Origin of the sequence: Bradyrhizobium sp. HKCCYLRH2060, assembly GCF_051168135.1 — a bacterium.
GTDB lineage: Bacteria > Pseudomonadota > Alphaproteobacteria > Rhizobiales > Xanthobacteraceae > Bradyrhizobium.
In genome coordinates this window covers 96033-118486 of sequence record NZ_JBNPUK010000015.1, presented here as the reverse complement: position 1 = coordinate 118486, position 22454 = coordinate 96033, and the positions used below count along the sequence as shown (strand labels likewise).

The window sequence follows — 22454 nt, the reverse complement described above, 5'->3', positions numbered from 1 at the left end:
GACATTCGTTTCGGCAAGGGGGAACGTCCAGTGGCAGAGCAGCCTGTCTCATCGACGGGAGTCGATAACTATTCCCGATACGGCGACTATCTTTCCGCGCAGATGCAGTCCAACCGCAGCTTCGGTTACGGTCTGTTCATTTGCAGGATGCAGGCGGCACCAGGTCCCGTCTGCTCGGCATTCTGGCTCTACTCCAACGCGCCCTCGGCGGCGCAATCGCCCGACGTAGCGCAGAACTGGAATTGGAACGAGGTCGATTTCGAGTTCGTCCCCTTCACCCAGGCGACCCAGGCGGCCTACGCCACCTTCGTGGGCGGGCTGCCAAAACCGAATGACCTGCAAACCTTCGGCGCAACCGTCGCTCTGGGAGATCCGCGTTCGCAGACACTCGATCCGGCCGCGACCTCTTGGACACTCGGCTTCACGCGGACCGATGAGGCCATCGCGCAGCAGATGTGGGCCTACTACAATACGTGGATGGGCGCGCCGGGCGCTCCGCCCAGCGGCGGAACGTTCGTCCTGGAGGACGGCACGACTGGCGCCAAGACCGGTGATCTTGCTTACAATATCAGTTCCGGCGACCTGCAGACAGCGCTCAACAAACTCAACAGCGGCACCGGCTTGTTCGGCGCAGGGCCGGTCACGGTCACCGTCGCGGCGTCGGGCGGTTCGGGAAACATCAACAGCGGCCAGCTCAATCAGATCGATATCACCACGGTTGGCCTGATCAGACAGCTTTCGGGCGGCGAGGCGGTCTCCGCCGTGGGTAACCCCGGTCTCCTTCCCGAAGGGACCTTCATCACCGAGGTCGACCAATCGACGTCGATCGTCACGCTGAGCCAGGCCGCCAGCGCGCCCGTATCAGGCCAGACCTTCCAGTTCACCCCCGTGAACGTTTGGTCGGTTGGCCTCGCCGGTAGCCAGCCAGTCAAAGACGTGCTGATCATCGATACAAGTGATCTCACGCCGGAGGGCACGCTCGGAAGCGTGATCGCCGGCCTCAGCGGTCCCGGTGGCAACGAGGAGACCGCATTCAATGTCTCCGTCTTCCAACCCCTGCACGCGCCGGCGCGCGGGTCGACCTGGTGGGAGTTGCTCGTCGACCAGACCGGGCCCAATTTGATCTGGCCTGACGCGACGACCTGGAAATATCCGCTGACGTCGCTCGCGGCTCCATCCGACCTCGACATGACCAATGCCGTGGCGCTCAACTACTGGCGGAGCCCTGCCGGCCAAGCCTCGAATACCGTCGATTTCACCGGATGGCCCGACGTCACGCACACCGGAATACTCCGGGTGAGCCCCATACCCGGCACGAGCGATCCGAACTCCTTCACCTCGGCGGTGCTCAACAACGAGGCGTATCTGTTCGACACGTCTGGAAACTTCGCGCCTTACAGCGAGTTTCATACGTACACCATCGCGTGGACGCCGACGCGTGTGGCGCAGTACATCGACGCGCCGAACGGCGGCCGCGACATCTCCAATGCCACCCCGGTCGCGGTGTTCGACCGCACTGATTTCCCGTCTGTCGCCAAGTCCGGACCACAGGCGCCGGGCGCGGAGATCCCGTGGATCAGCAGCGAAATGAACATGCCGGTGGGGAACGTCACGATAAATCTCGCCAACTACGTCGCCTTCATGGCTGCCGGTGCGGGACCAAACCCTCCGGTCGAGACGACAGGCAGCCTCACCGCAAATTCGACGGCCGTCACCGTTTCCGATCCATCGGGGATTTTCGCCAGCCAAGTCGTCTCCGGGGCGGGAGTGCCGGCGGGAGCGACGGTGACGGGCGTCAACGGAAGTATTGTGACGATGAGCCTCGCCGCCACGACGAGCGGCACGGGGGTCCCGCTGCAATTCGTGCCGACCGCCACGGTCACGACGACAGGCGACCTCGCGACCGGATCGCCGACGATCTCCAACATCGCTGCGGCGCAGGGAATCTTCGTCGGCCAGCAGGTCTCGGGGGCAGGAGTCCCGGAGGGGACGACGGTGACAGGCGTCGCGCCGCCCGATGTGATCATGAGCGCCAACGCCAGCGCGAGCAGTTCGGGAGCGCCGCTGACCTTCACCACATTGTTCGACGCGACGACGACCGGCGATCTGACCCAAGGTTCGACGATCATCACCAATGTCGCCAATCCCTCGATTGCCCTCCCGGGCCAGTCCGTCTCCGGTCAAGGGATACAGAATGGGACGAGCGTGGTCAGCGTCAACGACACCATGGTCACGCTGACCCAGGCCGCCGCCGCGAGCGGGACGGGTGTCGCGCTGACGTTTGCCACGATGCAGTCCGGCGTCGGGTGGTCGGGTCCCCCTCCCGGTTCTGACTTCACCAACGTGGCGGCCTTCGTGCAGACGATCGGCTGGTACCCGCTCATCCCTTTCAAGTCCGGCAAGGACACGTCGGATTTCGACCTGCAGAGCGACGATGCCCTGTGGCTCGATTTCTCCGACGGAACGTGGACTGCGAGCGATTTCGCGACCGACTTCTCGAAATATTTCGGCATCCTCTACGCGCAGGACTTCACCAGCGCGGGCGGCGCCGGCTCGGCTCCGCTGCGCGATTCGAAGAGCCCTCTCGCCGTATCGTGGGTTGGGGGGCCCAACGGCACTGGCGCCATGCAACTCGCCTGTGCATCGTCGGTGGCCGATCCGGCACGCAATTTCTTCGTCCTGCTCCCGAGCCAGGAAAGTCCGGGCGTGTTGGGCCCCGGCAATCCTCTCGTGCGCGCCGTGGTTCAGTCGACCGGGATCACTTTGAGCGCCAACGCGACCCAAAATGGCGACGCGTTGCTGACCTTCACCAGCACGACCACAGGCGATCTGTTCGAAGGAATAGCGGCGATCTTCAACGTCGCAGACCCGTCGCTCGTCCAGATCGGTCAGTCCGTATCCGGACAGGGAATCGCGACCGGCACCGTGGTAACCGACGTCAATGCATCGGCCGTCACCATCAATTGGCCTCCGACGTCTTCCGGCACGGCGGTCGCGGTGACCTTCGTCAGCACGACGACCGCGACGCTGATCCAAGACGAGGCCGCCGTCACCCTCGCTGACCCCTCGTGCGTCGTTGCGGGCCAAGCGGTCACCGGGACAGGAGTGCCGGCGGGCACGACCGTGGCGCGTGCGAGACAATACTACGCCGCAACCAGCTCGGTCGGCACGCCCACCGCGTTCTACGCGCCGCCGGCGAACACGAGCGTCGAGCTCTTCGTAGGCGTCTGGACCAGTTCGGCTAGCTACTTCCCCCAAGCGACGGTCCAGCCGTACTACACCGCCGAGATCATTGCTTCGACCAGTGCGGAGGGGGCGGTGTCGTGGGCGATCAAATCAGATCCGAAGGGAGCCCTGACCATCGATCCGAGCAACCCGTTCCGCATCGCCGTCGCAGCGCCTTCCGGTTAATCGGATCGCTGGCGGTTTCGGCCAGGTAAGGTTCGCCGAGGCCGGCGCACGGACCTCGCCGGCGTGCCCTCGCCAGCATGCCCTCGGCGCGAGACCAGGGATGCGAGCGGGTCAGCCGCGGGCTGAGCCTGAAACGGCAGTCTGTGGCGCCACCCGCTTCGCATAGATCGCCTCGATCTCCGTCGCGAAAGCACGCTCGATCGCCGGGCGCTTGTTCTTCAAGGTCGGCGTGATCAGGCCTTCCTGTATGGTCCACGGCTCCAAGGTCCAATGCACGGCTTTCGGCGTCGCGTAGGAGGGATAGGCCTTCACGGCGCGGGCGATGTGCCGCAGCAGCGATGCCGCCTCGGCCTCGGTGCCGCGCTGGCCGTGCGCCGCGAGCCGCGCCTGCTGCTCGGCCCAGCCCTTGGCATTGAGCACGACGATCGCGGCCAGGAACGGCCGGTTCTCGCCGATCACGATTGCCTGCTCGAACAGCGGATCGGTCAGGATCGAGGTCTCGAGATCGGCAGGCGCGATCTTCTCGCCGGTCGAGGTGACGAGGATGTCCTTGATCCGACCGGTGATGGTGATGCGTCCCGCATCGATGCGGGCCTGGTCGCCGGTGTGCAGCCAGCCGTCCGCTTCCTTGATCCGCGCGGTTTCCTCCGGCCGGCGCCAGTAGCCGAGCATCACGTTCGGGCCGCGCACCATCAGTTCGTCATTGTCGCCGATGCGCACCTCGATGCCGGGCAGGGCGCGACCGACGGTGCGCGGGTCGTTGTCGTCGGGCGTGTTGACGCTGACGACGGGCGAGGTCTCGGTCATGCCGTAGCCCTGCAGCACCTCGAGCCCGAGCGCCAGGAACAGCCGCACCACCGGCTCGGCGATCGGCGCGCCGCCGCTGACGGCGACCCGCAGCCGTCCGCCGAACCGGGCCAGCACCTTGGCGGCGACCAGGCGCTGCAGCAGCGGCCACGCGATACGGTCGAACGCTGACAGGCTCGTTTCGCGCCCATGCTGCGCATCGAAGCGACGGCCGCCGATCGCGATCGTCAGGTCGAGCAGCGCCCGTTCGAGCGGGTTTGCGGTCCCGCGATGATGCATGACCAGCGAGTAGATGCGCTCATAGATGCGCGGCACCGAGATCAGGATGGTCGGACGGACCTCCACCAGATCTTCGGACAATTGTTTCACCGACCGCGCATAGGCGACGCAGGCGCCGATGGCGATCGGGTAATAATAGCCCGCGGTGCGCTCGAACGTGTGCGACAGCGGCAGGAACGACAGGAACACGTCGTCGGTGTCGGCCGCGAGCCGTTGATGAATCGCCTTGAGGTTGGAGACGACGTTGTCGTGCGACAGCATCACGCCCTTGGGCCGGCCCGTCGTGCCGGAGGTGTAGACGATGGCGGCGAGGTCGTGCGGCGCGATGGCGGCCTGGGCGCCGGAAGGCGCGGCGTTGCCGGCTGCGTTCAACCACGCGTCCAGATCGACGAGGCGCGGATCGCCGGTCGGGCCAGCCGGTTGTCGGTCGGCGCAGACGATGCGCCGCAGCTCGGGCAGGGCCTCGCGGACCGCCGCGATCTCCTCCCAGCGGGCGTCCGAATCGACCAGCAGCAGCCGGGCGCCGGAATCGGCGAGGATGTAGGCGATGCTGTCGGCGTTATCGACGGCGTGCATCGGCACCGGCACCAGGCCGAGCGACAGCGCCGCCTGGTCCATCGCGAGATGCGCGATCCCGTTCGGCATCAGGATGGCGATACGCTCGCCCCGGTCGAAGCCCTCGGCCGCAAGCGCCCGCCGCCAGCGGGCGACGACGAGATCGATCTCGCGCCAGCTGAAGCTCACCCATCGGCCGCCTCGCGCGTCGAAATGGCGGTAGGCCGACTTGTCCGGGCTCTGTGCGACGCGCCAGCGCCAAAGCTCGGGCAGGGTGGTGATGGCGGCCAGCGTGCCGGCCGCCATGGCGTGATCATCGATGGGATTTGATTGCTGCACGCCCGTCTCCGGCGATCCTGGACTCCGTTGCGAGCAGAAGCTCTGCAGCGGCGGATCGCGTCCGACGTTGACGTAGCGCAATCATCGCAAGGCAGGTCGCGCGTCCGCGCATGGGAGCCCGGCCATCGCGGCAGGCCGGCACCGCAGCGGACGCCGGACCGGTCGGAGCGTCCATCAGGCGCCCTGCGGGACCTTGTCGAGAAATCCGGTGACGCGCTGGATGCGGCCGTCGGCCAGTTCGACGAAATCCGTGCCCTGGATCGGGGCTTCCGCATTCTCGGGGCCGAGCTCCCAGGAAAACCGCAGATGAGGACCGTGGCCGTCCGCAGCACCGACCAGGCGAAAGCGGAAGTCGGGAAAGCGCTGCTGCACGCCCGCGACCAGGCCATCCACCGCGTCGCGTCCTTCGCCGCGCATCATCGGGTCGACGTAGAGCGCATCCTTGGTCCAGTTGCGCGCGAGCAAGGTGCCGCGCTGCGCGGCGTCGCGTTCGTTCCACAGCGCGATGTAGCTCTCGGCGATCTCGGTCGGGTTGGTCATCGGTGCTCTCCATGTTGTGAACGATGAGGAGCCCATCATCGCGCCCGGCGCGCAGCGAATCGATTACGTCGAACGTCATCTCATCCGGAATGACAGAACTGTAAGTTGCCGTCTGTTTGCGCGAGGCCTACGTCTCGCGCGGCGGCGGTGCGGGGAATGCGTCTCATGATGTCCGACACTTGGAAGTGGATTGCCGTCGCGATCTGCCTGGTGCTGTTCACGGCGGATACCGTGCTCAAGCCGCAGGACAAGCCCAATCGCATGGTCTTCTTCGAGCTGCATCGCGGTGAGAGCCCGACGATGATCGGCATGATGCGCGACGACCTCGTCAAGCTGCCGGGACGCGGCGCCAGCCGCATCCGCGATGCGCTGGCGCGCGGCGAGACGTTAACGGTCTGGCAATACGAATTAAAAAAGATTGAAGACGGCAGCTATCAGGAGGTGCCGGAGCGGCAGATCGAGCTCGGCGCCGCCGATGCGCCGCTCGTCACCTTCGGTGCGCGGATTCGGCTGCCCGATAATTAGTTCGATCCGCCGGGGCCGTGAGCGTCGGGAGGCCGATCGTCTCCCGACTGCTGGCGCGATGTCGGCGCGACCTCGCTTCATCTCCCTCTCCCGATCAGACGGCGCGGTGCCGCCTGACCCCACCGCAGTCATTGCGGCGCAGGGCCAGGAGCGGACGGCACAAACTTGTGATTGCATCGACGGCCTCTCCTGACGTCGTCGCATGACGCCATGCCCGCGCGAGCCCTCACCCGCCATCGGGACCGCACCAGCGCCGCTGGGCCGGCGATCCGCGGGATTCGCCTCCCGCCCTGATTGGGGTGTGTCGTGCGAAAGCGCGGCCCCCGGGTTTCTCCGGAGTGCCGGTCGTGCCGCCGTGACGCCGCTGCCGCGCCGATGGGCGAATCATGCCGGGCCTCCGCCTTGCTCGTGGCGCGACCGCCATGTCCGGAACCAGCGTTCGGCCATTTTCGGTGGTAGCGACTCATTGGTGCAGCGGGCTTGCAACACTCGCGGTGAATTTGGCTTTGGTCGCTGCGCTCTCCTGGACAAAAACACGATCTCGAAACACGCTGCATGTGCGATTTGGATTTGGCCTTCGCGTTCCGGTTCTGCGGATGGGGTCGTGATTGCAAGGTCCACCGCAGTCCAAGCATCACAAGAAGCGCATCACACGAAGCGTGCCAAAGTCGGTCAGATCGGTTTCGCCGGGTTGCACTGGGGCTCGACATGAAATTCTGGACGGGATTGCTTGCGGTCGTTCTGTTGCTGTCGGGGGTCGGCGCCAGCCAGGCCGTGGTCCGGATCGCCGATGACCGCGGCGGCCGGATCGGAACCTATGTCGACAGGTACCAGGGCCTGCGATCTTCCGGGGAGTACGTGATCATCGACGGGCTCTGCGCATCGGCCTGCACCATCGTGCTCGGCGCCATCCCGCACGAGAAGATCTGCGTCACCTCGCATGCCAATCTCGGTTTCCACGCCGCCTGGGATTTCGGCGCCAACGGCCGGGCCGTCACCAATCCCGAGGCGACCCAGATGCTTTACTCGATGTACCCGTCGCCGATCCGCCGCTGGATCACCCAGCGCGGCGGCCTGACGCCCCGGATGATCTTCCTGAAGGGCAAGGAGCTGCAGGCGATGTACAAGCCCTGCTACATGGATGCCCAGGCATCCTCGCCCTCGTCCTCGCATGTCGCTCCCAATGCGCCGGCCATCTCTCCGGCCGCGGCCAAGGCCTCCGCCTCCCATTGATAACGGCTGGCATTTGGGCTGATCGGCCTCCCGACTGCGGCGCTTGCCTGGACCGGTTGCGGGGCTTATCTGGAGTCTGAGGGGCGGGCCGCGTGGTCGGCTCCGGCCGATGAGTACGCCATCATGCAGCCTCTTTCAGCGCCGCAAGAGATACCGTCCGTGTCGCAAGCCCGGCGTCCCGCCGCTGTGCCGGCCATCGCGGCGGGGCTCGCGGCGATCGGGCTCGTCCTCGGGGCCGTGACGATGTGGGCGCAGTACGGGACCGCGGTGTTCTTCGAGACCCTCGCGGCCGGCTTGCAGGCCTGCTTCTGAGAGACAGTGAAGGAGCGCGCAATGCCGTCCAATATCACCCGTCCGCTGGTGATCGTCGGAGCCTTCGCCGCCAGCCTGGTGATCGGGCTGTCGCTGATGTTCCTCGTCATGGGCGGCGGACGCAACATCGCGGCGCCGGCGGCGATCGGCGGCCCGTTCCAGTTGACCGACCAGAGCGGTGCGGTCGTCACCGAGAAGAGCCTGGAGGGGCGGCCGACCCTGATCTTCTTCGGCTTCACCCATTGCCCTGACGTCTGCCCGACCTCGCTGTTCGAGATCTCCGAGGTGCTGCGCGCGATGGGCAAGGATGCCGACAGCGTCAACGCCTATTTCGTCTCGGTCGACCCGGAGCGCGACAATCCGGCCGCGATGAAGGATTACCTCTCGAGCTTCGACCCGCATCTCAAGGGCCTGACGGGCGATCCCGAGGTGCTGGCGAAGGTTCTCACCGAATACCGCGTCTATGCCAAGAAGGTTCCGCTGAAGGACGGCGACTACACCATGGACCACACTGCTTTGGTGTATCTGATGGACCGCAATGGCCGGTTCGTCGCGCCGTTCAACCTGAAGCGGACGCCCGAGGAAGCTGCGGCGGATCTCAAGAAATACCTCTGAGCGCGTTAACGCTCCAGCCGGGCGGCTGCCTCCCGGCCGAATCCAGCCTCGAATTTGCGCTGGGATGCTTTATAAGGCGGTGACCATCGGGACCGCTGATGCCGACCGTCTTGTCAAAGCCCGTGAAATCGACCCGTCTCGCCCGCGCCGCCGCTGGCGCGTTGCTGTGCTTCGGCCTCGCCGCGGCCGGTTCCGAGGTGCGCGCGCAAGCGCCGGTGAGGCCGGTCGTCGAGGCGGCGCCGCAGGCCGTCCCTGGTTTCTGGGATCCGCGCCGCCGGCCGGAGCGGCCCGATCTGTCGCGCCTCACCGTGATTCGGTTCCTGACCGAGACCGACTATCCGCCGTTCAACTTCACCGGCCCGGACGGCAATCCGGCCGGCTTCAACGTCGATCTTGCCAGGGCGATCTGCGACGAGATCAAGGTCACCTGCACCGTCCAGATGCGCCGGTTCGAAACCCTGCTCGACGCGCTGTCGTCCAACCGGGGCGATGCGATCATCGCCTCGATCGCGGTGACGCCGCAGATGCGGGCGCGGGCCGACTTCTCCGATCCGTATTACCGCGCGCCCGCGCGTTTCGTGTCCCGCCGCGACGCCGTCATGACCGAGATCCGCCCCGAATTTCTCGAGGGCAAGAAGATCGGTGCCGTCGCCGGCACCGCGCACGAGGCCTACCTCAAGGCGATGTTCACCGACGCCGAGATCAAGACCTATCCGAACGACGAGGCGCTGCGGCAGGCGCTGCGCCGCTCTGAGGTCGACCTGATCTTCGGTGACGGCATCTCGCTGGCGTTCTGGGTCAATGGCACCGATTCCGGCGATTGCTGCGCCTTTTCCGGTGGACCTTTCGTCGAAAGCCGTTATTTCGGCGAGGGCGTCGGCATCGCCGTGCGCAAGGGCAACGACCTCCTGCGCCAGGCGCTGAACTGGGCGCTGTTCCGGGTCTGGGAAAAAGGCCGCTACACCGATCTGTGGCTGCGCTACTTCTCGATCAGCCCGTTCTAGAGTTTCACCTGCCGGGTGGGCGAAGGCGTCATGCGCCCGGCCCGCCGTCGCTGCGCATCCACCGTCATTGCGAGGAGCGGAGCGACGAAGCAATCCAGAAGCCTTGTGACGGCTGGATCGCTTCGCTTCGCTCGCGATGACGCCCTGTGTTAGTTTTCTGCTCCTTCGAAACCGGTACTTCAAGATGTCCACGATCGATCTCGTCCCGACCAGCCCGAGCGACCTGCGCGCGCTTGCCGAAAACTCCAACGCCTGGCCGTTCGAGCAGGCGAAGGCGATCGTCAACCGGCTGAAGAAGACCCCGAAGGACGAGGTGCTGTTCGAGACCGGCTACGGCCCGTCCGGCCTGCCGCACATCGGCACCTTCGGCGAGGTCGCGCGCACCACCATGGTGCGCCACGCCTTCCGCGTGCTGACCGAGGACAAGATCAAGACCCGCCTGATCGCGTTCTCCGACGACATGGACGGCCTGCGCAAGGTGCCGGACAACGTGCCGAACAAGGAGATGCTGGCCATGCATCTCGGCAAGCCGCTGTCGCGCATCCCCGATCCGTTCTCCAACGAGTATCCCTCGTTCGCCGCGCACAACAATGCCCGGCTGCGCGCCTTCCTCGACCGGTTCGGCTTCGACTACGAATTCGCCTCCTCGACCGAGTACTACACCTCCGGCAAGTTCGATGCGGCGCTGTTGCGCATGCTGGAGCGGCTGGAGAAGGTGATGGCGATCATGCTGCCGTCCCTGCGCGAGGAGCGCGCGGCGAGCTACTCGCCGTTCCTCCCCATTTGCCCGCGCACCGGGCTGGTGCTGTACGTGCCGATCGTCGAGCACGACGCCAAGGCTGGTACGATCTCCTATGACGATCCCGAGACCAAGGAGCGGATGACCGTTCCGGTCACCGGCGGCCATTGCAAGCTGCAATGGAAGCCGGACTGGGCGATGCGCTGGCACGCGCTCGGCGTCGACTATGAAATGGCCGGCAAGGACCTGATCGATTCGGTGAAGCTGTCGGGCAAGATCTGCGCGGCGCTCGGCGGCACGCCGCCGGAGGGCTTCAACTACGAGCTGTTCCTCGACGAGAAGGGCCAGAAGATCTCGAAGTCGAAGGGCAACGGCCTGACCATCGATGAGTGGCTGCGCTATGCCTCGCCGGAATCGCTGTCGCTGTTCATGTATCGCGAGCCCAAGGCAGCGAAGCGGCTGTATTTCGACGTCATCCCGCGCAACGTCGATGATTACCAGCAGTTCCTCGAGGGCTTCTCCAGGCAGGACGCCAAGCAGCAGCTCGGCAATCCGGTCTGGCACATCCATTCCGGCAAGCCGCCGAAGGCCGACATGCCCGTCACCTTCCAACTGCTGCTGACCTTGGTGTCGTCGTCGAACGCCGAGAATGCCGAGACCCTATGGGGCTTCATCGGCCGCTACCGGCCAGGCGTGACGCCGCAAACCCATCCCAAGCTCGATGCGATGGTCGGCTACGCGATCAACTACTATCGCGACTTCGTCGCGCCCACCAAGACGTTCCGCGAGCCGACCGAGGGCGAGCGCGTGGCGCTGCAGGATCTGCGCGACGCGTTGTCGAACCTGCCGGCGGAGGCGACGGCCGAGGACATCCAGAACGTGGTCTACGAGATCGGCCGCCGCGAGCCGTTCCTCGACCACGCCAAGAAGGGCAAGGACGGCCGCCCGGGCGTGTCGCTCGACTGGTTCAACATGCTCTACCAGGTGCTGCTCGGCCAGGAGAAGGGCCCGCGCTTCGGCTCCTTCGTCGCGGTCTACGGCCTGAACAATGCGGTGGCGATGATCGACGGGGCATTGGCACGCAGCGCGTAAGGCCAACGCTGGTCATGACACAAAAGGTGTCGTCCCGGCCTTGAGCCGGGACCTATAGCCACCGGCCAACATGTGGCGGAGGGTCTCCGCCATCTTCTCAACCAATCAGGATTCCGCGGTATGGGTTCCGCTTTCGCCGGGACGACGGCGGAATGCGCGGCGGCGCTTTCCACCGCCGCGCGGCGAGCGAACTACACCCCTTGCAGCACGAAGCGGCGGTCGAGCTTCTGCACCGGGCGGGCGTTCATCGGATACAGTTTGGCGAATTTCGCCACGTCGGCTTCCGCGACCGAGACCGGCTCGCTCAGCAGCAGCCATTCGACCACCTCCGAGCAGGGCGGCGTCGTCAGCGAGCCGGCATAGCGATAATAGGAGCGGCGCGCTGGCAGCATCATGTGGGGATTGATGCGCGGATCAGCCTTGACCGCGGGACCCTCCTTGTCCGGCATCGTCGCGACGATCTGCGCGAAGGCGGCGTTGGGGCGGCCGGTGGTCATGAGCACGCCGAGGACGGCGAGGCCGCCGGAGGCGGCGCGATGCACGAAATGCGCCTCCATCGGATAGTTCTTGCCGCCGATCTGGTGCTCGCTCGGACGATGGAAATGCACCTGCAGCAGCTTGTAGGTGGTGCCCTCGAGCTTCATGGTGCTGCTGCCATCGGCGAAGTTGAGCTGGATGGTGTGGCCGTTGTTGACGATGGTGTCGGCGGTCCTGGCCCAGTTCAGCCTGAAGTCGGGCAGCTGGGCCCGAGTCGAGTGCTCGATGTCGATGGGCGATTGCTGGGTGCCGACGCCGCAGACCTTGTTGGCCGCGTCGAGATCACCCCATTTGGCCGGTCCGGTCGCGCCCTCATAGCTCCAGTGCGGGGCGCCCTCGGCGGCGAAGCCCGGGGTGGCGCAGACGGGGCACAGGGCGAGCCCCGCCAGGGCCTTCAAGACGTGGCGGCGGTCCATGACAATCTCCAAAGGTTCAAGCGTGGGCATGATCGGCTGCGAATCGCGCGCAACAGGAAAGCCGAATCAGGTTAACTCTTGCTGAGGAACCGGTTGCACCCTCGCGAATTCGCCGTCGCTCGGATACAACCTGAGCGGGTCAGCCGCTGAACTGTCCCGGGCAAACGATGCTTGAGTTCGCCGCCCCCTGCCGATACGGTCGGCCGCTCCCGAAAACATCAGCAAACTCAAGCTCAAGCCAGGACCGCGCGAAGGTGCCCAAAATCTACAAAATCTGCTCAGCTTCGGCCTGGCGCGAGGCGGAGCGGCTGGGCGTGTACCGCGGCAGCGCGGACGATCTGCGCGACGGGTTCATCCATTTTTCGACCGCCTCCCAGGTGCCGGAGACGGCGCGGAAGCACTTCTCGGGGCAGAGCGCGCTGTTCCTGGTCGAGGTCGAGGCGGATGCGCTGGGGGCAGGCTTACGCTGGGAGCGCTCGCGCAACGACGAGCTGTTCCCGCATTTGTATGGCGAGCTCGATCTCGGCGCCGTGACCGCCGTTCACCAGATGCACAGCCGTGCCGATGGCGGCCACGACCTTCCGGAATTGAAGCCGTGATCCGCGCTTTCGACCAGCTCTCGCTGCCGCTGCTCCGATGGCTCGACGCCGAGGATGCGCACCGGCTCGCCATCCAGGGCCTGAAGCTGCTGCCGGCGATCAAGCCGCGACCGGATGATGCCAAGCTCGCGGTGCGCGCCTTCGGGCTGAACTTCCCTAACCCGGTCGGCATGGCCGCCGGCTTCGACAAGAACGCCGAGGTGCCGGACGCGCTGCTGCGGCTCGGCTTCGGCTTCGTCGAGATCGGTTCGGTGACCCCGCGGCCGCAGAGCGGCAATCCGCGCCCGCGGCTGTTCCGGCTGGAGCGCGACGAGGCGGTCATCAACCGCATGGGCTTCAACAATGACGGCGCCGAGATCGTGCTGCGCCGGCTGGCCGGCCGCGCTCATCAGGGCGGCATCGTCGGCGTCAATGTCGGGGCCAACAAGGATTCGGCCGACCGCGTCGCCGACTATGTCCGGCTGATCGAGACCTTCGCGCCAGTGGCGAGCTATTTCACCGTCAACATCTCCTCGCCCAACACGCCGGGCCTGCGCAATCTGCAGCAGGCCTCGCAGCTCGACGAGCTCTTGTCCAAGGTGCTCGAGGCGCGCGACCGTATCAGGCGGAAATCCGGTGACACCCCGGTTCTGCTCAAGATCGCCCCCGATCTCAGCCTGGCCGAGCTCGACGACGTCGTCCACGTCGCCCGCTCGCGCGGCGTCGACGGCATGATCGTGTCGAACACGACGCTCGCCCGGCCGAGCTCGCTGCGCGAGCAGTTGCGCGCCAGGGAGCAGGGCGGCCTGTCCGGGCGGCCGCTGTTCCGGCTGTCGACCCGCATGGTGGCCGAGACCTTCGTGCGCGTCGAAGGCGCGTTCCCGCTGATCGGCGTCGGCGGCATCGACACCGGCGGCGCCGCGCTGACCAAGATCCGCGCCGGCGCCAGCCTGATCCAGCTGTATTCCTCGCTGGTCTACAAGGGCCTCGGCCTGGTCGAGAGCATCAAGGCCGACCTGACCTCGACCCTGCTGCGCACGGGACGCGATTCGCTGTCGGAGATCGTGGGCGCCGATGCCGCCACGATCACCGCCGAGGATTGGCCGGTCTAGCGCGCGGTCTATCGTCGACAAAGAATGTAGGGCGGGCAAAGCGCAGCGTGCCCACCCTTTGCACGTCAAGGAAGGCGGCGGGCACGCTGCGCTTCGCCGCCCTACGACCCTCATGATTTCCCGAACGACGCCCGCAACAGCGCCGGATAGCGCGCGGCCTGGAAGCCGCCGCGCGCCGCGTAGAAGCTCAGCATCGCGATCCACAGGCCCGTATTGCCGAAGCCGCGCAGCGCCAGCCAGGTGCCGAGGAAGACGACCAGCGCCGCCACCATGAGGTTGCGCATGTCGCGCGCCCAGGTGGCGCCGATATAGACGCCGTCGAATGCAAAGGCGAACACCGACAGCAGCGGCGACGCCACCACGAACGGCAGGTAGTCGCGCGCCGCACGGCGCACGGCATCGCTTGCCGTCATCACGTCGATCAGCACCGGCCCGAACAGCGCGAAGATCGCGGCCACCGCGAGCGCGAAGCCGAAGCCCCAGGTCAGCACCAGCCTCGTGGCGCCGGCGAAGGCGTCCTTGTTGCGCGCGCCGAACGCGTAGCCGCAGAGCTGCTCGGCGGCATTGGCGAGCCCGTCGAGGAAGAAGGCGGCCACCAGCAGGAAATTGTTCAGCACCGCGTTTGCGGCGAGCGTCGTGTCGCCGGCGCGCGCGCCTTGCGAGGTGAAGAACAGGAAGGCCACGATCATCGCCGCGGTGCGGATCATGATGTCGCGGTTGACGGCCATCATGTGCATCAGCTTGGCGCGGTCGAGCAGCGCCGCACGCGACATCCGGGCGTCGGCCTTGACCAATCGGCGCGCCAGCACGAGGCCGATCGCGACACCGACCGTTTCCGCGATCACGGCGGCGATCGCCGCGCCGGCGATGCCGGCCTGCAGCACCTGGACGAACAGGATGGTCGCGGCCATGTTGATCAGGTTGATCGCGACCTGAACGCCCAAGGCCAGCCGCGCACGCGCCAGTCCGACCAGCCAGCCGAGCAGCACGTAGTTGGCGAGCGCCAGGGGCGCCGACCAGATCCGGACGATGAAATAGCTGTGGGCCGCGCTCAGCACGGCGTCGCTGCCGCCCATGATGTCGAAGATGATCGCGCCCAGCGGCAGTTGCAGCGCGATCAGGCTGACGCCGATCAGCGCGGCCAGCACGAGGCCGCGGACCAGGACCATCAGGATCTCGTCGGTCTCGCCGGCGCCGAGCGATTGCGCAGTGAAGGCGAGCGTGCTGGCGCGGAGGAACGCGAACAGCCAGAAGAGGCAGTCGAAGATCACCGAGGCCATGGCGACGCCGCCGAGCATGGCCGCTTCACCGAGCCTGCCGATCGCTGTGGTCGAGACGATGCCGATCAGCGGCGTGGTCAGATTGGCGATCATCGCGGGGCCCGCGATGTCGAACACCTGCGCAGTCGTGACTTTGGCTGAAGCGGTCAAGAACGGCTCTTTGATTGGCGAAACGCGCGACGCGCGCGTCTCTGCCGTTCTTAGCGGCCTTTCGCGTCTCCCGGCTAGAGGTCGATGCTCATGCCGTCATGCGCGGCCACGTGGTCGATGCGGTCCAGTCGGCCCAGCATGTCGTCGCTCATATGGGTGAGCATCAGCCGCTTCGGCCTGATAGCATCGAGATGCGCCTCCAGCGTCGCGAGGCTGAGATGGTTCTTCACCGCCTTGTCGTAGGTGTAGGCCTCGGCGATCAGCAGGTCGGCGTCGCGGCCGAGCCGGATCAGGCTATCGGTCCATTCGGTGTCGGCCGTATAGGCGACGACCTTGCCTTCCGCCTCGATGCGGTAGCCGAGAAACGGCCCTCCGGAGTTGCCGTGCACCACCGCAAACGGCGTCACGCTGATGTCAACGAAGCGCGTCGTCTCCTCGGGCACCAGCTCGATCACCGACAGCTCGAACTTGCGCGGCGTCGTCGACGAATGCTCGAACAGCGCTTCCATCACCTGCGTCAGCCGCGCCGCGATGCCGGCGGGGCCGGCGATCACCAGCGGCGTCGTTCGCCGTAAGAACTGCGCATCGAGCAGCAGGAACGGCAGGCCGGCGAAATGATCACCGTGGAAATGCGTGATCAGGATCAGTTCGATCGCGTTGCAGGCGATGCCGAGCCGCTTCAGCGCCGGCAGCGACGAGGCGCCGCAGTCGATCAGAAGATTGGTGAGCGCCCCCGTCAGATGGAAGCAGGTATTGGACCTGCCGCCCGATCCGAACGCGTCACCGCAGCCGACGAAGCGGAGCTGCATCGGCTGCGTCTCTCTAGCGGCCGCGCGGAGCGAACAGCCGCGACAGGAACCAGATCGGGATCACGATGACGGCGCCGAGCAGGAAGTAGCGCCACAGCCAGTTGAAGGCGTCGAAGCCGAGCTCGTACAGCCGGATGAACAGCAGCCGGATGCTATGCAGGATGTTCAGCGGATCGAAGCCGATGGCCGACAGCACCACGCCGACCAGGATCGACAGCAGCACAAGCCGGAACGCCACCGACAGCGGCGAGCCGCCGAGAAAACGGTACAGGCCATCCGAGCTGCGGGCGCGGGCCGGATAGTCCCTGACGTCGTTCGACATGGCATCGTCTCCAGGCGGGTTCGTCGGATTCGCGAGCCCGATTATAAAGCACGGCAGGGCAGGTGGGGAACCCGGCTCAGCGCCGCAAGCCGGTTGCCGGCATTTAATGTTCCTCCGCGCTGCCGGACATTTGCGGATCGCCGCGCATTTCAATGCTGTCATGGCCGGGCTTGACCCGGCCATCCATCTTTCGAGTGAGGATGGATGCCCGGGCCTTCGCCGTGCCGAAGCGGCTACGGCCGCGCAGGCGGGTCAAGCCCGGGCATGACGAGTCCCCTATTGTCAGGCCATTTTGGGGTCTAGACACGCGAGACGCTGTCACGCCAGCGCCTCGCTCTTCAGCAGGCGCTCCAGCGTCTCCAGCCGGTCGGCGTCGCGCGGCGGCTTGTCCCAGCGCAGCCGGCTGATGCGCGGAAAGCGCATCGCGATGCCGGATTTGTGCCGCGGCGAGCGCTGCAGGCCCTCGAACGCCACTTCGAGCACAAGGCCCTGCTCGGGCTCGTGCACGACATGCCGCACGGGACCGAACTTCTCGGTGGTGTTGCGGCGGACGAAGCGGTCGATCTGCAGGAGCTCCTCGTCGGTGAAGCCGAAATAGGCCTTGCCGACGGGGACGAGCTGATCGCCGCCGTCTCCTGCCGTCCAGACGCCGAACGTGTAGTCGGAGTAATAGGACGAGCGCTTGCCATGGCCGCGCTGCGCATACATCAGCACGGCATCGATGATGTGCGGATCGTGCTTCCACTTCCACCATTGCCCCTTGGGACGGCCGGGCAGATACAGCGCGTCCCGCCGCTTCAGCATCACGCCTTCGACCGCCTCGGCATCGTCGCCGGCACCGGCCGAGGCGGGATTGGCACGCGCAGCCTTCAGCTCGTCCCAGGTCGCGAACGCAATCGTCGGCGACAGGTCGACGCGCGGGTCATCCAGACGCCGGATGAACGCTTCGAGCCGCTCGCGCCGCTGTTCGAACGGCAGCTCGCGCAGATCGTGCTCCTCATCGCCGAGCAGGTCGTAGGCGCGCAGGTGGATCGGATACTCCTTCATCAGCTTCGGCGACACCGTCTTGCGGTTCAGCCGCTGCTGCAGCACGTTGAAGCTCTGCACGCGACGGTCGCGCACCACCAGCAGCTCCCCGTCGAGCGCGCCGGGCAGATGCAGCGAGGGCAGCAGGTCCGGGAAGCTTGCCGTGATGTCCTCGCCGCTGCGCGAATACAGCCGCGTGACGACGCGGCCATCGGCCTCGCGGCCGCTCACTGCCTGCACGCGGATGCCGTCCCATTTCCATTCCGCGATGTAGTCGGCTGCCTTCATGTTGGCGAAGTCGTCGTCGTCGACGGCATGCGCCAGCATCACCGGCCGGAACGGCGCGGGATCGCGATTGACCGGCTTGTCGCCGCGGCCTTCCAGCCAGGCGAACAGGTCGAGATAGGGCGGCGCGAGGCCCGGCCAGATCAGCTCGACCTCGTGCGGGTCCTTGTCGCCGAGGGCGGCGGCCGCGGTCTTGGCGAGGCGCGCGGAGATGCCGATGCGCAGGGCGCCGGTGACGAGCTTCAGCAGTGCCCAGCGCCCAGTTTCGTCGAGTTCATCCAGCCATTGCGCGAGCTGCCGCGGCATCTCCGTCTTGCCGAGCGTGCGCAAGGTGGTGACGACCTCGGTCAGCGTCGGCGGTGGCGGGTTGTTGTGGTCTGCGGCGTGCGATCCGGGTGTGTGCGCTTCAGGGAAACCGCCTGTGTGGCACCCCCCTCCCTGACCCTCCCCCACAAGGGGGGAGGGAACGGAGGGAGTGGTGCTCGGAGGAGCAAGAGCACTTTTCGAGCTGCCGTTCGCTATCGAATGAGATGCAAACTCCGGGTCCCACTCGGCTCCCTCCCCCCTTGTGGGGGAGGGCTGGGGAGAGGGGTACCCGGAAACGAGCTGCTCATTAGGAGCGCCCTTCGGCCACATCAGCGCGACCGTCTCCGAGAGATCGCCGACATAGTCATACGACAGCGCGAACAGCGCCGGATCGGTGCGCGCGGCGATGAGATCGCGGATCAGGGCCGGCTTGGCGTGCTTGAACGACAGCGCGCCGGTCAGCGCTGATAGCGCGTAGCCGCGATCGGGGTCCCCGACCTCGCGGAAATACGCCGTCAGCAGCCGCAGCTTGTTGTTGCGGCCGGGCTCGTAGGCGAGGCGGTCGAGCAGCTCGGCGAAGCGGTTCATGCCTCGGCGTCCTCCGTCGCCGCCACTTCGCTCTCCTCCTCGTCGCCGTAGCCGACCAGGTCGAGCGGCCGCGCGGCAAGCCCGCGCGACTGGCACCAATGCACCAGCGCGTCCTCCTGGCCATGGGTGACCCACACTTCGCTTGCGCCGGTCGCCGCGATCGTCGCGGTCAGCCCGGCCCAGTCGGCATGGTCAGAAATCACCAGCGGCAGCTCGATGCCGCGCTGCCGGGCCCTGGCGCGCACCCGCATCCAGCCCGAGGCGAAGGCGGTGACGGGATCGGGAAAGCGCCGGGTCCACAGGTCGGAGGTCGCGCTCGGTGGCGCAAGCGTGATGGTGCCGGCAAGCTCGGCCTTCTTGACGCCCTTCACAGGCCGCAGCTCGCCCAGCGCGATGCCCTTGTCCTGATAGTAGCGCGTGATCTTCTCCATCGCGCCATGCAGGTAGATCGGCCGATCATAGCCGGCCTCGCGGATCAGCGCGATCACGCGCTGCGCCTTGCCGAGCGAATACGCGCCGACCAGATGCGCGCGCTCGGGAAACAGCGCCACCGAGGCCAGCAGCTTGTTGACCTCAAGCGCCGCGTCGCCGTGACGGAAGACGGGCAAGCCGAACGTGGCCTCGGTGATGAAGACGTCGCATTGCACGAGCTCGAACGGCGCACAAGTCGGATCGCGCGCATCCTTGTAGTCGCCGGAGGCGACGATGCAGGTCCCGCCGCAGGACACCTTGATCTGCGCCGAGCCCAGCACATGGCCCGCCGGGTGGAAGCTCACGGTGACGTCGCCGAGCCTGATCTCCTCGCCATAGCGGATCGGCTGCGTGTTGCCGGCAAAATTCTCGCCATAGCGCAGCCGCATGATGTCCAGCGTCTCCTGCGTCGCCAGCACGGCGCCGTGGCCGGCACGGGCATGATCGGAATGGCCGTGGGTGATCAGCGCCCGCTCGACCGGGCGCACGGGATCGATATGAAAGCCGCCGGACTTGCAGCACAGGCCGGACGGAACGGGCAACAGAATGTCTTGCGGGCGCATCAAGTTCATATAGGTCTCGTCAGCCGGATTTTCAGTCTGTCCCATTCCCGGCCGGGATGCGCGGGCTTGACCCGCGCATCCATCTCCTGGAATGACAGCCCGCCCAGACCACGGTTCCAGCATGCCCCACCGTTTCTTCCTCTCCTCCGGCGACCTGATCGCCGACCGCCGCTACGAGTTCGCCCGCGACCTGCAATTGAAGGGCGATCTGGCCGCGGCCGCGGAGGTGATGGAGCAGGCCATCGAGGTCGCGCCGAACTTCGCCTCGGCGTGGTTCGAGCTCGGCCAGATCAGGATTGCGCTCGGCGAAACCGACAAGGCGGTCGCCGCGTTCCAGAACGCCCGGGGCGCCGATCCGGATGACCGCCATGGCGCCAGCGTGCGGCTGATGCAGCTCGGTGCCGCGCCGCTGTCGGATATGCCGAAGGCCTATGTGCAGTCGCTGTTCGACCAATACGCGCCGCGCTTCGAGTCCGAGCTGATCGAGCGGCTCAACTACCGGGCGCCGGCGATCCTGTTCAAGGCGGTGCTCGCAGTGCGCGCCGCTGAGCGCAAGCCGGCCTACTTCAAGCGCGCGATCGATCTCGGCTGCGGCACCGGGCTGGGCGCGGCGGCGTTCGCCAAGAATGTCGACAGCATCATCGGGATCGACCTGTCGGCCGGCATGATCGCGGAAGCGCGCGCCACCGGGCTCTATGCCGGGCTCGAGGTCGACGATATGACGGCAGGGCTGGCGCGCCAGGACGATGCGTCTGCGGATCTCATTCTTGCTGCCGATGCGATGGTCTATGTCGGCGACCTCGGCCCGGTGTTGCGCGAGGCGCAACGTGTGCTGATGCCGGGGGGGCTGCTGACCTTCACCGTCGAGACCCATGACGGCGACGGTGTCATCATGGGCAAGGGGCTGCGCTATGCCCATGGCGCGGAATATGTCCGTGGCGTGATTGCGGCCGCGGGATTGAAGCTGGCCCATCTCGCGCCGGCGTCGCCGCGGACCGAGGAGCAATTGCCGGTGCGCGGCCTGGCCGTGGTCGCCACCAGGACTTGAGTCTACACGCTATTGAATGCGCTGCACGCGGCGTCCAATGCGGCAACTTCGCTCTTGCCGCAGCTCTCCCGATGCCAAAAAATGCCGGCAGTCCAGGGAGAGACAAAAATGAAAAAACATCTGACGCGGCGCGATTTCTGCGCCACCGCGCTTGCGACCATCGGCGCCTCGACGATCGCTTCGCCCTATGTCTGGGCCGCCGAAAAGAAGTATGACGCCGGCGCCAGCGATACCGAGATCAGGATCGGCCAGACCATTCCGCATTCCGGCCCCGGCTCGCTGTATGGTGTGCTCGGCCGTGTCGGCGAGGCCTATTTCCAGATGCTGAACGAGCAGGGCGGCATCAATGGGCGCAAGGTCAAGTTCCTGACGATGGACGATGCCTATAGCGCGCCGAAATGCGTCGAGGCGACCCGGCGGCTGGTCGAGCAGGACGAGGTGCTGGCGCTGTACGGCTCGCTCGGCACCGCGCCGCAGACCGCCGTGCACAAATACCTCAACTCCAAGGGCGTGCCGCAGCTCCTGCTCAACACCGGCGCCTCGAAGTGGAACGACCCCAAGAACTACAAATGGACCATGGCCGGCCTGCCGCTGTATCCGACGGAGGCGCGCATTCTCGCCAAGCATGTGCTGAGCGTGAAGCCGGAAGCCAAGATCGGCATCCTCTATCAGAACGACGATTTCGGCCGCGATTTCCTGGGACCGTTCAAGAAGGTGCTGGCCGATGCCGGCGGCAAGGCGCAGGTGATCATGGAGCAGACCTATGATCTCACCGAGCCGACGGTGGACTCCCAGCTCATCAACCTGTCGAAGTCCGGCGCCGACGTGTTCTACAACATCACCACCGGCAAGGCGACGTCGCAGTCGATCCGCAAGGTGGCCGAGCTCGGCTGGAAGCCGCTGCAGCTGTTGTCGGCCGGCTCGACCGGCCGCTCGATTCTCTCGGCCGCCGGACTCGAGAATGCCAAGGACATCGTCGCCATCCGATATTCCAAGGATGCCGGCGTGCCGCAATGGAAGGACGACCCGGACGTCAAGGGTTTCGAGGCGCTGCGCGCCAAGTACCTGCCCAACATCGATCCCGACAACACCATCGCCTATGCCGGCTACGGCCAGGCGGTGTCGATGGGCGAGATCCTGCGCCGCTGCGGCGACACGCTGACCCGCGAGAACGTGCTCAAGCACGCCACGACGCTCGCGGGCTTCCACTCGCCGTTCTTCCTCGATGGCGTCAACTACGCCTACACGCCGGACGACTACACGCCGATGAAGACGCTCTACATCTCGATCTTCGACGGCAAGGACTGGAGCATCTCCGAGAAGCCGATGACGGAGTAGGGATTTTCCCTCCGTCGGATGATGACACAGGAGCTGTCGCCGCACTCTCCGGTGTCGTCCCTGCGAACGCAGGCGTCCCTGCAAGTCATCGTCCCATAAAAGCCGGTGGCTATGGGTCCCAGCGTTCGCAGGGACGACAACGGAGTTTGCTGGGGCGCTGGTGCGCTCCAGCAT

Annotated in this window: 19 protein-coding genes; 11 read left to right on the top strand and 8 right to left on the bottom strand. The window is 66.2% G+C overall.

The window, feature by feature from the left end; genetic code table 11:
• The first annotated feature begins 30 nt into the window (after nt 1-30).
• Complete coding sequence (locus tag ACQR10_RS26060; protein ID WP_434912110.1) at nt 31-3411, top strand: hypothetical protein; 3381 nt, start codon at nt 31-33, stop codon at nt 3409-3411.
• A gap of 111 nt (nt 3412-3522) precedes the next feature.
• Here ACQR10_RS26060 and ACQR10_RS26055 read toward each other — a convergent pair whose 3' ends face one another.
• Nucleotides 3523-5391, bottom strand: a complete 1869-nt coding sequence (locus tag ACQR10_RS26055) for an AMP-dependent synthetase/ligase (RefSeq protein ID WP_434912109.1) — start codon at nt 5389-5391, stop codon at nt 3523-3525.
• A gap of 174 nt (nt 5392-5565) precedes the next feature.
• Nucleotides 5566-5931 (bottom strand): nuclear transport factor 2 family protein, encoded by a 366-nt coding sequence (locus ACQR10_RS26050; RefSeq protein WP_316181981.1) that lies wholly within the window; start codon nt 5929-5931, stop codon nt 5566-5568.
• Between the two features lie 165 nt (nt 5932-6096).
• Here ACQR10_RS26050 and ACQR10_RS26045 point away from each other — a divergent pair, with 165 nt between their 5' ends.
• From ACQR10_RS26045 to ACQR10_RS26020, 6 genes are all read left to right on the top strand, one after another.
• Nucleotides 6097-6456 carry a hypothetical protein gene (locus ACQR10_RS26045; RefSeq protein WP_315801576.1) on the top strand — a complete coding sequence of 120 codons (360 nt, stop codon included), beginning with the start codon at nt 6097-6099 and terminating at the stop codon, nt 6454-6456.
• A gap of 708 nt (nt 6457-7164) precedes the next feature.
• Nucleotides 7165-7689 carry a hypothetical protein gene (locus ACQR10_RS26040; RefSeq protein WP_316181980.1) on the top strand — a complete coding sequence of 175 codons (525 nt, stop codon included), beginning with the start codon at nt 7165-7167 and terminating at the stop codon, nt 7687-7689.
• A gap of 159 nt (nt 7690-7848) precedes the next feature.
• Nucleotides 7849-8001, top strand: a complete 153-nt coding sequence (locus ACQR10_RS26035) for a hypothetical protein (RefSeq protein WP_315801574.1) — start codon at nt 7849-7851, stop codon at nt 7999-8001.
• A gap of 21 nt (nt 8002-8022) precedes the next feature.
• Nucleotides 8023-8616 carry an SCO family protein gene (locus ACQR10_RS26030; protein ID WP_315801573.1) on the top strand — a complete coding sequence of 198 codons (594 nt, stop codon included), beginning with the start codon at nt 8023-8025 and terminating at the stop codon, nt 8614-8616.
• A gap of 98 nt (nt 8617-8714) precedes the next feature.
• Nucleotides 8715-9620 (top strand): transporter substrate-binding domain-containing protein, encoded by a 906-nt coding sequence (locus ACQR10_RS26025; protein WP_316181978.1) that lies wholly within the window; start codon nt 8715-8717, stop codon nt 9618-9620.
• A 184-nt stretch (nt 9621-9804) separates the two neighbouring features.
• Nucleotides 9805-11451 carry a lysine--tRNA ligase gene (locus ACQR10_RS26020; RefSeq protein WP_316181976.1) on the top strand — a complete coding sequence of 549 codons (1647 nt, stop codon included), beginning with the start codon at nt 9805-9807 and terminating at the stop codon, nt 11449-11451.
• 191 nt (nt 11452-11642) lie between these two features.
• Here ACQR10_RS26020 and ACQR10_RS26015 read toward each other — a convergent pair whose 3' ends face one another.
• Nucleotides 11643-12404: a carbonic anhydrase gene (locus ACQR10_RS26015; RefSeq protein WP_315801570.1), complete on the bottom strand. Its 762-nt coding sequence runs from the start codon at nt 12402-12404 to the stop codon at nt 11643-11645.
• A 254-nt stretch (nt 12405-12658) separates the two neighbouring features.
• On the opposite strand from ACQR10_RS26015, the gene ACQR10_RS26010 reads away from it, so the two are divergent.
• Together ACQR10_RS26010 and ACQR10_RS26005 are read left to right on the top strand one after the other, a co-directional pair.
• Nucleotides 12659-13003 (top strand): DUF952 domain-containing protein, encoded by a 345-nt coding sequence (locus ACQR10_RS26010; RefSeq protein WP_315801569.1) that lies wholly within the window; start codon nt 12659-12661, stop codon nt 13001-13003.
• A complete protein-coding gene (locus ACQR10_RS26005; protein WP_315801568.1) occupies nt 13000-14094 on the top strand; it encodes a quinone-dependent dihydroorotate dehydrogenase in 1095 nt (364 codons plus the stop codon). The genes ACQR10_RS26010 and ACQR10_RS26005 overlap by 4 nt, the downstream gene beginning before the upstream one ends.
• A 110-nt stretch (nt 14095-14204) precedes the next feature.
• On the opposite strand, the gene ACQR10_RS26000 is transcribed toward ACQR10_RS26005, so the two are convergent.
• From ACQR10_RS26000 to ACQR10_RS25980, 5 genes are all read right to left on the bottom strand, one after another.
• Complete coding sequence (locus ACQR10_RS26000) at nt 14205-15491, bottom strand: MATE family efflux transporter (RefSeq protein ID WP_315801769.1); 1287 nt, start codon at nt 15489-15491, stop codon at nt 14205-14207.
• Nucleotides 15492-15598: 107 nt separating this feature from the next.
• On the bottom strand, nt 15599-16333 hold the full coding sequence (locus ACQR10_RS25995; RefSeq protein WP_316218170.1) for an MBL fold metallo-hydrolase: 735 nt from the start codon (nt 16331-16333) through the stop codon (nt 15599-15601).
• A gap of 13 nt (nt 16334-16346) precedes the next feature.
• Complete coding sequence (locus ACQR10_RS25990; protein ID WP_315801566.1) at nt 16347-16655, bottom strand: DUF6460 domain-containing protein; 309 nt, start codon at nt 16653-16655, stop codon at nt 16347-16349.
• Nucleotides 16656-16973: 318 nt separating this feature from the next.
• Nucleotides 16974-18860 (bottom strand): ATP-dependent DNA ligase, encoded by a 1887-nt coding sequence (locus ACQR10_RS25985; protein ID WP_316218172.1) that lies wholly within the window; start codon nt 18858-18860, stop codon nt 16974-16976.
• Complete coding sequence (locus ACQR10_RS25980; protein ID WP_410051453.1) at nt 18857-19894, bottom strand: ligase-associated DNA damage response exonuclease; 1038 nt, start codon at nt 19892-19894, stop codon at nt 18857-18859. The genes ACQR10_RS25985 and ACQR10_RS25980 overlap by 4 nt, the downstream gene beginning before the upstream one ends.
• 121 nt (nt 19895-20015) lie before the next feature.
• Here ACQR10_RS25980 and ACQR10_RS25975 point away from each other — a divergent pair, with 121 nt between their 5' ends.
• A complete protein-coding gene (locus tag ACQR10_RS25975; RefSeq protein ID WP_316218174.1) occupies nt 20016-20942 on the top strand; it encodes a class I SAM-dependent DNA methyltransferase in 927 nt (308 codons plus the stop codon).
• Between the two features lie 108 nt (nt 20943-21050).
• The gene (locus ACQR10_RS25970) at nt 21051-22280 is read left to right on the top strand and encodes an ABC transporter substrate-binding protein (RefSeq protein WP_316181968.1); all 1230 of its coding nucleotides are present in this window, start codon (nt 21051-21053) and stop codon (nt 22278-22280) included.
• Nucleotides 22281-22454 lie beyond the last annotated feature (174 nt).

Bases quoted from the DNA above. Each gene is read 5' to 3' on its own strand.
- ACQR10_RS26015 (WP_315801570.1), bottom strand. From the start codon at position 12,404: ATGGACCGCCGCCACGTCTTGAAGGCCCTGGCGGGGCTCGCCCTGTGC.
- ACQR10_RS26050 (WP_316181981.1), bottom strand. From the start codon at position 5,931: ATGACCAACCCGACCGAGATCGCCGAGAGCTACATCGCGCTGTGGAAC.
- ACQR10_RS26020 (WP_316181976.1), top strand. From the start codon at position 9,805: ATGTCCACGATCGATCTCGTCCCGACCAGCCCGAGCGACCTGCGCGCG.
- ACQR10_RS26025 (WP_316181978.1), top strand. From the start codon at position 8,715: ATGCCGACCGTCTTGTCAAAGCCCGTGAAATCGACCCGTCTCGCCCGC.
- ACQR10_RS25975 (WP_316218174.1), top strand. From the start codon at position 20,016: ATGCCCCACCGTTTCTTCCTCTCCTCCGGCGACCTGATCGCCGACCGC.
- ACQR10_RS25985 (WP_316218172.1), bottom strand. From the start codon at position 18,860: ATGAACCGCTTCGCCGAGCTGCTCGACCGCCTCGCCTACGAGCCCGGC.
- ACQR10_RS25990 (WP_315801566.1), bottom strand. From the start codon at position 16,655: ATGTCGAACGACGTCAGGGACTATCCGGCCCGCGCCCGCAGCTCGGAT.
- ACQR10_RS25995 (WP_316218170.1), bottom strand. From the start codon at position 16,333: ATGCAGCTCCGCTTCGTCGGCTGCGGTGACGCGTTCGGATCGGGCGGC.
- ACQR10_RS26040 (WP_316181980.1), top strand. From the start codon at position 7,165: ATGAAATTCTGGACGGGATTGCTTGCGGTCGTTCTGTTGCTGTCGGGG.
- ACQR10_RS25980 (WP_410051453.1), bottom strand. From the start codon at position 19,894: ATGCGCCCGCAAGACATTCTGTTGCCCGTTCCGTCCGGCCTGTGCTGC.
- ACQR10_RS25970 (WP_316181968.1), top strand. From the start codon at position 21,051: ATGAAAAAACATCTGACGCGGCGCGATTTCTGCGCCACCGCGCTTGCG.
- ACQR10_RS26045 (WP_315801576.1), top strand. From the start codon at position 6,097: ATGATGTCCGACACTTGGAAGTGGATTGCCGTCGCGATCTGCCTGGTG.
- ACQR10_RS26030 (WP_315801573.1), top strand. From the start codon at position 8,023: ATGCCGTCCAATATCACCCGTCCGCTGGTGATCGTCGGAGCCTTCGCC.